The sequence below is a fragment of the Teredinibacter haidensis genome (assembly GCF_014211975.1).
Lineage (GTDB): Bacteria > Pseudomonadota > Gammaproteobacteria > Pseudomonadales > Cellvibrionaceae > Teredinibacter > Teredinibacter haidensis.
In genome coordinates, this window is record NZ_CP060084.1 from 919,009 (window position 1) to 931,474 (window position 12,466).

The window sequence follows — 12,466 nt, forward strand, 5'->3', positions numbered from 1 at the left end:
TCTGGGCTGCGCTTTCGGTTAACTCTAGCTCTTGATAAAGAAACGTTATGAGCCACCCTACGGCGGCCCTCACTCAGTGAACCCAAGTTGTTTATTTGCAAGCGTGGCAAAGCTGACCGGCTGATCTTCCTGAATAAACTTTCCGTAGTGCCGGCGTATCATAGTTTCCGACGAGTGCCCAACTTGCGCGATGATCCAATTTATCGGCATGCCAATAGTTAACATCTGACTTATAAAGGTGTGCCTACATTGGCTTGGGCCTCTATAGCGAACTTCGGCTTCTCCCAGGTGTCGCGTCCACCACGCCCTGAAGCTTTGATTATGGGTGTAGGGTTCATCAGAGAATGTTGTTACCCAAACGGGTTTAAAATGCACTTGCCGCTCAGTTCTGTTATCTCTGTCGATCATTTTTATTGTCATTGCTTCTCTTTCGCCTGTGATCGCATATTGCCTTTCAAGGGCTTTACGAGCAGGTTGCAGCAGTTCAACAGAGCGCTTAGATCGTCGGTTCTTCGTTGCTTTGTATTGCCCCTGTACAACGCCCATTTCATATCGAACAATTCCGTTTTCCAAATCAACCGCGTCCCGGCTCATTGCCATCAGCTCTGCCGAGCGAGGGCCAGACCCCAGCCAGTATTCGGCCATGTTTCGTTCGCTTTTCCTGTTTGATGATGTCGAAATAATAAGATTGATTTCATTACGCGTGAAAACATCTGGGTCTTCCGAGTCGGGTTGCGAAGCCTTCACCGCTTTGGTGGGGTTGTACTGCAATCGCTTACGGGTGCCGTACAGATCGAACACTGGAGACATTATTTGAATGATCTCTTTTTGTATTTCGCTGTCGTGATCTTCCGTTGCTCGCATCGGCTCTGCGAAAATAATACGCTCTGTTTGCGAGAAGAATTTTCTCAAGTTCTCCTTTTTGCAGCCATGTAAGGGCCTGCAAACCAATACAGGCTGCCATTTGGCTTCAATACTCGAGTCATTTCGAAAAGCACCAGTTCACACCACGTTAGAAATTCACTTTCGTTTTCCCATTGGTTATCCCAATCGTTCGATTTAACACGAAAGTAGGGTGGGTCGGTAACAATAAGGTCAACGGATTTTTCGGGGAGTGTTGGTAAAACGCTAAGGCAATCGCCTTGAAAAAGTTGCATAGGGAATCCTGTTTTATAAGTAAACAAAATCCCCCGACGCAGGGCTATTATCCTTAGATAGCAGCTAATAAAAAGGTAGTTCAACTACCAGTATTACTAGGGCCTCTTCAAGCTAATTAGTTTGCCAGCTATCAGTGAAAAGTTAACCGAAACCCAAAAACGACTGGATATCATTCCCAATTTCAGAACCGGCTGGCGAGTATCGTTGCGCTTATAGGGCGTATATTTCAGTATATGAGCGCCTTTCCAGCCGTATACTCAGAGCCTCTGGTTAACGGCCTGCCGATAGCGAGAAGGGGGCCGAAGATCTGTAATCGCCGCTACCTCGTGAATATTAGTTGGCGATCCTACCCTTTATTTTCCAATACCCCGCGGACCGAAAGCTCCATAGAGTTGACGCTATTGCTGTACAAATAGTATCCGCGATAGACTTCTATCTTGCCCCGCTGGACGGTGAACCCGTTTGTCATAAAGGTTTAGGGTGTTCGGCCTTTTGTTTTTTCGCAAATAGGTATGACTCCGGTCGGTTAGATACGGTACTACCAATCTAAAGCTGACTAAATGCGTGTTCAGTCGCGTGGCGCCAAAAGTTGGGCGTTATTGTGGACGGCAAAAGGAAAATAAATCGGCGGGTGTTGTTTGTGGGTGATTAGATAATAAAAAAAACTATAGAGTGTCAGAAGTGTTTTCATAGTTAACGCGTACACTTGAGCATAAAAATAAAGTTACAGCCAAACGGCGACTGAAGTGTAAATCCTCGAAAACACTTATAGCTATCCATTAAAAGTGTGGAGCTAGGGGGATCGCTTTCTGGGCTTGTCCCGAAGGCGTGTAGACGTCGAAAAGGTAGTCTTTCTCCGTGTTTAATGCGGCGTATTACATTCTAATAATATTGTTATACAAAACGAGGAATTGAACATTGAAGAATATTTTTGAAAAAGGGCTTTTACTTTTCTTTGTATTATTAGCAAATTTCGCTGTTGGAGACGAATTGGAAAATAGCATCAAATATGGGGTTTTACTCACAGAAGCTGTACAAGATAAAAAAGTAGTTAAGCTTAAAAAGCTCAATCAATATAAAGAAATAAAGAATTACCTATCAGATAATAAATGCCCAGGGTTTAAATATAAAGCATATATCGTTGGCCCTGAAGAAAGTAGAAATCTGTATCTAGTTGCTTCAAAAGGAAAAAATGTCATTATTGGTCGTCATTTCAAAGCGGCAATTTCAAACAGTATTGTTGATCTTTCTACCTTTGAGAGTTCAACCAATGGGTGCCTAAATTTAGGGCCTGTTAAATCGAATGTGGGTGGTATGTATGCAACACATTTGAAGCCATTCCCCAATGAGTTTCATCTTCTTCAAAGTAATATTAGACGCATAGCGCTATACATAGGTACAAAGGAAGGTATGTACATTGTAGATGATGGGGAAATCGTTCTGTCAAAGGAGTAGTAATGTATAACAAAGCAATGCAGCATCAGCCACTTCGTGGCTTGGACAGCCTAGCAGTTGCTCGTTTAGTGCATGGCTTCGCCATTATCGCACAAAACAATCAACAACTAGTCTGCCGCTGATTGCGGGGTTAGCTTATCGAGTTACCCATAAAAAGTTGACAACTCACTACTACCTAAACAGAGTCTAGAAAATTCCTAAAAAGACAAAAAACAAGCACAACCACTACACCGAAGATTTCCGTCGAGAGGCGGTTCGTCGGTCAGAAGCTCCCAATATCAGCGATCAACGAATTGCCTAAAAGGTTCACGGATCTTTCCCGCTAAAGGTGGCCTCCACTGGACGCAGAAAGCTTGACTGTTTAGCAGAATCTTGTATCGGCCCACAAATTTACTAGAGCGGGTAATCAGAGAGTGGCGCGGTCGTTGAAAATTAACCTCATTCCCGTGCTCCTGCGTGGGAATGCAGCTTGAGGTATATGAGTTCCCTCGGGAACTAGGGCAAAAGAGGTTGATTGCCTCCAAATGTCTTCATTGTGAAAAATTAACAGGGCAACAGTGAAAAAACGATTAGTTCGTTGGCTGTTTCCTAGTGCGCTTTTCCAGCGTTGCCCGTTATTTTTTTTATAATCGGTATTACTTATTTTCGTTCGCGAGTATTTTTATTTTCTCCTCTTCGTCAAGTTTATCCCACTTTAACGGAGCGTAGTTTTGTACTAGCGAGGTGTCTTCCATTCCTGCCAGTGCCGCATCTTTTTGTGCCTGAGCTTCGGGGGAGAGTGTGAGTTGAATGCTATTGATAATATTATCCATCAGTTCGTACATAGGCTGTACGCTCACTAGCTTATCTTGTTCCGCTCGGGGTAATCCTTTAAAGCGAGTGGGCCAAAATATTAGCCGGGCCATTTGGTCGTCCGCGATGGGGAAAAATACCTGATGCTCGATTGTTCGATGGGGGGAAAAGTTCTCCGAAACCACTTCAAGCCTGGCGGTATTTACCGGCAGGTGATGCAAGGGTTGCCAATTGATCGGCGCCTTAAATTCTTGAATGCCGCCACGGGTTTTATCAAGATGGTGTGAGTTCAAATTTGTGAGGTTGTCGCCGATCGCTTTTTCTAAAGCTCGTGGATGAAATAGGGATACATCCTGCGGATAGTTGACCACCTTAATTAAATTAAAAGAGAGGCGTAGTTCGGATGCTACGCCGGTAAACCAGGGGCCATAAAAAGCCCAGGTGCGATAAAAGAATTCGGCTTCTCTCCAGTGATCAGGGAGTCCCCGTGCAGCCTTTTCTTCGTCGTAGTAGTTCCGGTACAGCAACGTTTCTTCGGCGTTATAACAGCGCTTAGGCTGGTGAGCCTTATGATTAGAGCGTCGGGGCCTATGCTTAGGTGCCTTAAAGCAAATTTCGGTACCGTCAACCTCACTGCGAATAGTGCGAGCCCAAGCGAAGTTCGGGCCTTTGGGAAGAATAAGGCCTTTGGGTTCTCGCAATTTGAGAGGAACATTGAACATGGTGTGAATCCTTTATTTATATTTTTTTCCCGAAAACTGCTTGGTTCCAGACATTACGGTGGTAGTGACAAAATACAGAGCACCGACAAGGCCGACAGCCCCTCCGACCGTAGGTGCTACACCCGCTAGGCCAAACGCAGCGCCTGCGCCAGACAAGCTAAAGGCAGCGGTTTTGAGTGCTCCACCCCGCGTAAGGCTGGATGAAAAATGGTTGCCCATTATTTCGCTTTTACGAAGGCCGGTACTTTTGCCGCCGGTTCCGGCCAAAGAAAGCTTTAGTTCCTTAGCCAATGCCAAGGCCTCTGAACTGTTCGACGTGGGCCGGTTCAGGAATATGGCGTGTTTGTCCAGGGTTGTGCTTTTTTCGTGATAACCTCGTTCCCATGCTCCTGCGTGGGAATGCAGCTTGAGGTATATGAGTTCCCTCGGGAACTAGGGCAAAAGAGGTTGGTTGCCTCCAAATGTCTTCATTGTGAAAATTTAACGGGGCAACAGTGAAAAAACGATTAGTTCGTTGGCTGTTTTCTCGTGCGCTTTTCCAGCGTTGCCCGTTATTTTTATAATCGGTATTACTTATTTTCGTTCGCGAGTATTTTTATTTTTTCCTCTTCGTCAAGTTTATCCCACTTTAACGGAGCGTAGTTTTGTACTAGCGAGGTGTCTTCCATTCCTGCCAGTGCCGCATCTTTTTGTGCCTGTGCTTCGGGGGAGAGTGTGAGTTGAATGCTATTGATAATATTATCCATCAGGTCGTACATAGGCTGTACGCTCACTAGCTTATCCTGTTCCGCTCGGGGTAATCCTTTAAAGCGAGTGGGGTAGAATATTAGCCGGGCCATTTGGTCGTCCGCGATGGGGAAAAATAGCAAATGCTTTATTGTTCGATGGGGGGAAAAATCTTCCGAAACCACTTCAAGCCTCGCAGCATTCACGGGCAAGTGATGTAGTGGTTGCCAGTTGATAGGCGCCTTAAATACCTGAATACCACCACGGGTTTCACTGAGGTGGTGTGAGTATAAATTGGTGAGGTAATCTCCGATCACAAGCTCCAAAGTACGTGGGTGAAACAGGGAAACGTTTTTTGGGTAGTTGATCACCTTAATTAGGTTGAAGGATAGGTCCAATTCAGCCATCGCTCCAGTAAACCAGGGGCCATAAAATGCCCAGGCGTGATAGAAAAAATCGGCTTCTCGCCAGTGATCCGCTAGCCCCCGCGCAGCCTCTCCCTCATCGTAGTAGTTGCGGTATAGCAGCGTTTTTTTGGCGTTATTATAGCGTTCTGGAAAAATTGGTTTATCGTTAGAGCGTCGGGGCCTATGCTTAGGTGCCTTAAAGCAAATTTCGGTACCGTCGATCTCACTGCGAATAGTACGAGCCCAAGCGAAGTTCGGGCCTTTGGGGACAATAAGGCCGTTGGGTTCTCGCAATTTGAAAGGAACATTGAACATGGTGTGAATCCTTTATTTATATTTTTTTCCCGAAAACTGCTTGGTTCCAGACATTACGGTGGTAGTGACAAAATACAGGGCACCGACAAGGCCGACAGCCCCTCCGACCGTAGGTGCTACACCCGCTAGGCCAAACGCAGCGCCTGCGCCAGACAAGCTAAAGGCAGCGGTTTTGAGTGCTCCACCCCGCGTAAGGCTGGATGAAAAATGGTTGCCCATTATTTCGCTTTTACGAAGGCCGGTACTTTTGCCGCCGGTTCCGGCCAAAGAAAGCTTTAGTTCCTTGGCCAATGCCAAGGCCTCTGAACTGTTCGACGTGGGCCGGTTCAGGAATATGGCGTGTTTGTCCAGGGTTGTGCTTTTTTCGTGATGCAATATCTGTAGCGCACGGGTAAGTATCGCCGAGCCACCCCAGTCGGAAAACCACAATACCCCTTCAATATTCCGGGCTTTATACATGGTGTTGGCCAGCAGTGTTGCCGATTCGATAATGGCTCTACCTCCCTCTGTGGGCAACGCTTTGCTAGCGGGCTTAAGGCCGACTATACCTCCATCACCTGGTGTATGGTGTAAATCGAAACCAGAATTTCTAACCATACTTTTTATGGTGGTATTAAGTTTAATCAAATCGTTCCGAGTTGCCTTTGCAATATCGCGAGGATCATCAGAAGCCTGGTCGGAAATTACCACCGGCCGGTACTCCTTCGTCAAAATCGTGCCGTCGTGCTGAAATTCTGGATCTTTGTCAAGTCTTTTATCAATCCTCCACAGCCCCGGTTTCTGCTTATACTCCTGCATTTGCATATAATTATTATCGGCTTTTAAGTATTTTAGCTGGAAAGAACCATCCGCACAGTCTTCCAGCGTAGCTGTAACGCCGGGTAGAACCACATAAAAAAGACCTCGGCCATAGGCCAGGCTATTTTCTTTTTGCACATAAACATTATCCATATGCAAGCGGCCCGAGGTGAGCCCTTTAATTCCTCTTACTATCAACCCGGCCCAATGGTTACCCTTATTTGCTAGGGCCACCAAGTTGTTATAAACCGGTAGTGCTTGGTTGGAACACATAACACGTTTGCCACCCGAACTGCCAGCAATGGTGATGGATTTACCTTCTGTCGCTTTTAAGCGGCTTGCCTGAAGCATCGGCCATTCTCCTTTGAATATATTTCCTGTTTTAAAAGTTTTACTGATGGCGTGATTTTGGGTTATCTCCCAGCTTCTGAGATCTTCCAACAAAAGCATCATTGACGCCCACCATTCAGCCAACGGCGACTCAACTCGCGCCGAACCACTTTATTATGATTTGATGTTTTGGTAAATGGCTGCCATACAGAAGCTCCGTCAAAGATGATACAGGTCGCATTTCTGCTCGTTCTTTCGTTCCATAAAGGTAATAATTATTTGCTGGCGATACGCTGCAATGCGGGGGATGGGAGAGACAAAAGCGCCCTTTTAAATTTGGATAACCTAGTGTACTGCCGTTACTCACCCATAAATTTTTCGCTAAGTTAATCTTGAGGTGAAGACAAGCGGGGATGTTTTGCTTTGTAAGTACGGATGATTGCGAAATTCCCGGTTATTTTTTCGACAATCTAAGTCGTCGCGAACGCCCAATACAGGATTTTTCCAAACACTCAAATAGAGCGACGTCACGCAAATTCAGGAGATGGTAGCCTAGCCTTTTTTACTGGCGTTTTGGAACGCAACGAACCTGGGGGAGCTGTAAATTTAGTCGCTTTGTTGACAGGAGATTAGCTAGCCCTTCTGGTGTTGCAGCGCTGTTTGGTATTTGTTTGGTTTGATCTGTGTTTGCATTAAAAAAGTAAGTTTGGTCACGTTTGGCAATTTGGCGGGTTGCTCGTGGAACTCTTTTCCGCTTTCTGGTAAAAAACATCGATTAAAAATTTAATCTTATTTGGGCAGCGCTTTAGGGCGGTGCCCATTTTTCTGTTTTGCGTTTAGGGAGCTTCTAACATGGTGTTTATTCCGCAAACCGTTCGGTTTATCTTCGTTGTCGTATTTACTTCGCTTTTATTGGTGGCCTGCGGAGGCGGTGGTGGTAGTTCTAAACCAACTCCAACTCCAACTCCAACTCCAACTCCAACTCCTGTGCCGGATACCACACCAGCAGCCTTTAGTTTTATTGAACAAAATGTAATTGCGTTAGAAGCTGTGGTTGAATCCGAAGCCGTTACCATTGCGGATATAGATGCGGCAGCGGCTATTTCGGTCAGTGGTGGCGAGTATGCGATTGATAGCGGTGTTTACACTGAATCGGCAGGTACTGTTACTAACGGTCAAACGGTTCGGTTGCGGGTCACCGCCTCGGATCAATTTTCTACGCCGGTTGCGGCCACCCTTACGGTGGGCGGCGTTACAGGCACCTTTACCGCCACCACCCTGGCGATGGATACAGACCCGGAACCGTTTGAGTTGGGTGATGAGGTGAGTGTATCGGTAGCGGCAGCCACCGTTGAATCTGAAATGGTCACCATAATGGGGATCAACACTCCAGCGAGTATCGCGATTCAAAACGGTGAATACCGCATTGTGGGAGCAAGCGAATACAGCACAGCGGCATCGACGATTACAGTAGGGCAACAGGTTCAGGTGAGAGTGACCGCTGGAGCAGCACTCAACAGCACCGAAACCGCCACACTTACCATTGGTAACCAAAGCGATACCTTTGCGGTAACCATAGCCGACCAGAGCGCGCCCACGGCACAAGTGATTTTTCCCACAGCCAACACCATGAGTGATGGCACAACCGTTACTTTACGCGGTAAAGCCACCGATGACTTTGGCCCGGTAACAAGCATAGAAGTTACCGTAACGACGGACGAAGGCACTGTAGAGGTAGATAAACAAACCCTTACCGCGGCGACCGGTGAAGATTTACAGGAAACGTGGTCGGTGCAGGTGGCCTTGGCCAGTGAAAAACTCAATACCCTTCAGGTACTGGCAACGGATGTTAGCGGCAATATTCAGGAAACGCCGGTGACCTTGACCGTGTTGCAGAAGGCGGATGCGTTGACCTCGCTTTTTCCGGAAGATAATGATGTTTTGATTGGAAGCTACGTTCGCAGAGGTATCGAATGGGATAAGACAAACAATCGCCTTTTTATTCCGCGAGGAAGCCCGAATAAAATTCTATCTGTAGATATTAATACCGGTACAAGAAGTGTGTTTGTCGATGAAGCTATAGCTTTCACTAGCTTTTCAATGCTTGAGATACTACCAGAACAAAATACCCTATTATTTGCAGACCAGAATGAGGGGGTAATATATAGCGCAAACCTAGAGACAGCAATATTTAGTGTTATAACAGATAGTAGCAATTCTATTTCTAATGTGGATATTGTTGGGCCATTCTCTATGGAGTTAGGGAGTGATGGTGCACTCTATGTGGCAGATGCGGGTGCGCATTTTTATTCCGTTAATATGGTGACAGGTGCGCGTGCGCTTATTTCCGATAGTACGCGGCCAGTAGATGGTGCCAACCCCTTTACCAATCCAACTGGCGTAGTGCTAGACGAGGATAAAGATAGAGCTCTGATTGCGGATGCAACCACGCAACAACTACTGTGGGTGGATCTGGCGACGGGAGTGCGAACCGTATGGGTGGACAGCGACGAATTAGGTTTTCCTTTTGATATTGAAAAGGACGCCGATAATAATCGCATTATTCTTGTCGATAACGGGTTAGAGGCCGTGTTAGCCGTTGATCTTGAAAGTGGGGTATTAACAACGTTGTCCGGGCCGAGCATTCCTGTTGGTGGGGCTAATAACCTGCAAAACCCCTGGGGTATTGTTATCCACGAGGAAGATGATATAGCCTTTGTGGGTTCGAATAGTAAATTAGATGGATTGCTTACAGCGATTATTTTGGTCGACCTTACAACAGGCGAACGAATCATTGTAACCAGTTCAATTCAATAGTCATCAGTTAAGACGTTTGTCGTGCAGGTGAAAGTCTGTACGGCAAAAATATAGTAAGAATATGCAGTCAGTTAAAAATCAACAAATGGACGTTGTACTATTTAGGAATATTCTATGAGTCGTGCTAAACCCCTTCGCTTGCCCAATTCTCCGCTAATAAAATCATTCAAGCGTGCACACCACAAAGCATATCTGGCGAAGCACCTGTAGCACTGTGTACCCAAGTTGAATCCTATGCGCTCTAATCAAACTATTGATCTTGTAATCGCCGTTTTACTTTTTGGAGCGGGGCTTGCGCTTATGTTGTCAGGCGGTTTTCATTTTCCGAGTCGCTATGGATAGGAAGGGAAGGATATTTTACCTCCAGCTACCTATGTGGTCGCATTCCTGCCCCTGTCCTTTTCAATCGCTATTTTGTTAAACGTTTTCAGGCCTGCTTTAGCAAAGAAATATGGGGTATATGTTATTTCTTTCGGGGTGATATCTAGTTTTCTCGGTTATATTTTTCTGTAGCGAAAAAAGCTCCGGTATTCGAAAAGTCTATGTTGGAACGCCTAATATTATCAGGCGCAATTTAACAAAGACAAATTCTAGTTCTTTATGCTGAGTTTTTCTGGTGCAACGAACCTGGGGGAACTGTAAATTTAGTCGCTTTGTTGACAGGAGATTAGCTAGCCCTTCTGGTGTTGCAACGCTGTTTGGTATTTGTTTGGTTTGATCTGTGTTTGCATTAAAAAAGTAAGTTTGGTCACGTTTGGCAATTTGGCGGGTTGCTCGTGGAACTCTTTTCCGCTTTCTGGTAAAAAACATGGATTAAAAATTTAATCTTATTTGGGCAGCGCTTTAGGGCGGTGCTCATTTTTCTGTTTTGCGTTTAGGGAGCTTCTAACATGGTGTTTATTCCGCAAACCGTTCGGTTTATCTTCGTTGTCGTATTTACTTCGCTTTTATTGGTGGCCTGCGGAGGCGGTGGTGGTGGCTCTAGGCCCACACCTACACCTCAACCCACACCCGCGCCGGATACAACGCCAGCCGCATTCAGTTTTACGGCCCAAACCGACGTTGCTTTGGCTGCGGTGGTGGAATCGGCGAACGTGACTATTGGTGGAATCGATGCGGCCGCGGCTATCTCGGTCACAGATAATGGTGAATATTCCATTGGGGATGGCGCTTACACGAAAAGTACAGGCACCATTACTAATGGCCAAACGGTAAAAGTAAAAGTCACCGCTTCGGACCAATTTTCTACACCGGTTGCGGCCACGCTTACTGTGGGTGGTGTTACAAGCACCTTTACGGCGACCACTTTAGCGATAGATGTAGATCCAGAGCCGTTTGAATTGGGTGATGATGCCTCCGTATCCACCCCGGAAGCCACCGCCGAAAGCAGCCTGGTTACTATTGCCGGTATAAACGCTCCCGCCAATATCAGTATCGACAACGGTGAATACCGTATTGTGGGTGAAAGCGAATACAGTACAGCGGCATCGACGATTACAGTAGGGCAACAGGTACAGGTGAGAGTGACCGCTGGAGCAGCACTCAACAGCACCGAAACCGCCACACTTACCATTGGTAACCAAAGCGATACATTTGCGGTAACCATAGCCGACCAGAGCGCGCCCACGGCACAAGTAATTTTCCCCACAGCCAACACCATGAGTGATGGCACAACCGTTACTTTACGCGGTAAAGCCACCGATGACTTTGGCCCGGTAACAAGCATAGAAGTCACTGTAACGACGGACGAAGGCACTGTAGAGGTGGACAAAAAAACCTTTACCGCGGCGACCGATGAAGATTTGCAGGAAACGTGGTCGGTGCAGGTGAACTTGGCCAGTGAAAAACTCAATACCCTTCAGGTACTGGCGACGGATGTTAGCGGCAATATTCAGGAAACGCCGGTGACCTTGACCGTGTTGCAGAAGGCGGATGCGTTGACCTCGCTTTTTCCGGAAGATAATGATGTTTTGATTGGGGCTTTTACATATTTTGGTATTGAATGGGATCAGGCTGGCAATCGGCTTTTTATTCCCCGTAGGGGCCCGGATCAAATTCTAGCTGTCGATATTGATACCGGTACAAGGAGTGTGTTGGTCGATGAAGACCCTGTTTTCGATAGTTTTTCTATGTTGAAACTACTACCGAAACAAAATGTATTGTTATTTGCAGATCAGAATGAAGGGGTTATTTATAGCGCAAATCTCGAAACTGGAGATTTTAGTGTGCTAACAGATAGCAGCAGTCCCGATTCAAATGTAGATATACAAGCGCCTTTTTCAATGGAACTGGGTAGTAATGGTCTTCTTTACGTGGCGGAAGGGCATGGGAGCCTTTATACAGTGAGCATGGACACGGGCTCACGTACACTTATTTCTGGGCCTGCCAGGCCTGAGAGCGGTTTAAATCCATTTGCGAACCCATTGGGCTTAGTGCTGGATGAGGTGAATAATCGAGCATTACTCGCGGATATAACCACGGAACAACTACTGTGGGTAGACCTTGTGACAGGCGTTCGAACCGTGTGGGTGGACAGCGACCAATTGGATTTTCCATTTGATATAAAAATGGATGCGGACGACGAACGTATTGTTCTGGTTGATCATGAATTGGAGGTAATATTTGCGGTAGGGCTTGATACGGGTGAATTAACAACTTTGTCTGGGCCGAGCATTCCTGTTAGCGGTGCTAATAGCCTTCAAGAGCCGTGGGGGATTGTTATCCACGAGGAAAATGATATAGCCTTTGTGGGTTCGAATAGTAAATTAGATGGATTGCTTACAGCGATTATTTTGGTCGACCTTACAACCGGTGAACGAATCATTGTAACCAGTTCAATTCAATAGTCATCAGTTAAGACGTTTGTCGTGCAGGTGGAAGCCTGTACGGCAAAAGTATAGTGAAAGTATACAGTCAGTTAAAAATCAACAAATGGACGTTGTACTA

Annotated in this window: 9 protein-coding genes; 3 read left to right on the forward strand and 6 right to left on the reverse strand. The window is 46.2% G+C overall.

Features of this window, described 5'->3' with window-relative positions:
* Positions 1–69: 69 nt before the first annotated feature.
* Both H5715_RS03780 and H5715_RS03785 read right to left on the reverse strand, forming a co-directional pair.
* Complete coding sequence (locus H5715_RS03780) at positions 70–912, reverse strand: tyrosine-type recombinase/integrase (protein ID WP_075186896.1); 843 nt, start codon at positions 910–912, stop codon at positions 70–72.
* The gene (locus H5715_RS03785) at positions 909–1,157 is read right to left on the reverse strand and encodes a DNA methyltransferase (RefSeq protein WP_075186897.1); all 249 of its coding nucleotides are present in this window, start codon (positions 1,155–1,157) and stop codon (positions 909–911) included. The genes H5715_RS03780 and H5715_RS03785 overlap by 4 nt, the downstream gene beginning before the upstream one ends.
* Positions 1,158–2,076: 919 nt before the next feature.
* Here H5715_RS03785 and H5715_RS03790 point away from each other — a divergent pair.
* A complete protein-coding gene (locus tag H5715_RS03790) occupies positions 2,077–2,613 on the forward strand; it encodes a hypothetical protein (RefSeq protein ID WP_075186898.1) in 537 nt (178 codons plus the stop codon).
* 635 nt (positions 2,614–3,248) lie between these two features.
* On the opposite strand, the gene H5715_RS03795 is transcribed toward H5715_RS03790, so the two are convergent.
* The 4 genes from H5715_RS03795 to H5715_RS03810 form a co-directional block, all read right to left on the reverse strand.
* Positions 3,249–4,127: a hypothetical protein gene (locus H5715_RS03795; protein WP_075186899.1), complete on the reverse strand. Its 879-nt coding sequence runs from the start codon at positions 4,125–4,127 to the stop codon at positions 3,249–3,251.
* Positions 4,128–4,139: 12 nt separating this feature from the next.
* Positions 4,140–4,418 carry a hypothetical protein gene (locus H5715_RS03800; RefSeq protein ID WP_185906591.1) on the reverse strand — a complete coding sequence of 93 codons (279 nt, stop codon included), beginning with the start codon at positions 4,416–4,418 and terminating at the stop codon, positions 4,140–4,142.
* A 278-nt stretch (positions 4,419–4,696) separates the two neighbouring features.
* Positions 4,697–5,575, reverse strand: coding sequence for a hypothetical protein (locus H5715_RS03805; protein ID WP_075185002.1), 879 nt, complete (start codon positions 5,573–5,575; stop codon positions 4,697–4,699).
* Between the two features lie 12 nt (positions 5,576–5,587).
* Entirely contained in the window at positions 5,588–6,826 is a 1,239-nt protein-coding gene (locus H5715_RS03810; protein ID WP_246434675.1) for a hypothetical protein, read from the reverse strand.
* Between the two features lie 729 nt (positions 6,827–7,555).
* Here H5715_RS03810 and H5715_RS03815 point away from each other — a divergent pair.
* Both H5715_RS03815 and H5715_RS03820 read left to right on the forward strand, forming a co-directional pair.
* Positions 7,556–9,520 carry an NHL repeat-containing protein gene (locus H5715_RS03815; protein ID WP_185906592.1) on the forward strand — a complete coding sequence of 655 codons (1,965 nt, stop codon included), beginning with the start codon at positions 7,556–7,558 and terminating at the stop codon, positions 9,518–9,520.
* 890 nt (positions 9,521–10,410) lie between these two features.
* Positions 10,411–12,366 (forward strand): NHL repeat-containing protein, encoded by a 1,956-nt coding sequence (locus H5715_RS03820; RefSeq protein ID WP_185906593.1) that lies wholly within the window; start codon positions 10,411–10,413, stop codon positions 12,364–12,366.
* Positions 12,367–12,466: the final 100 nt, after the last annotated feature.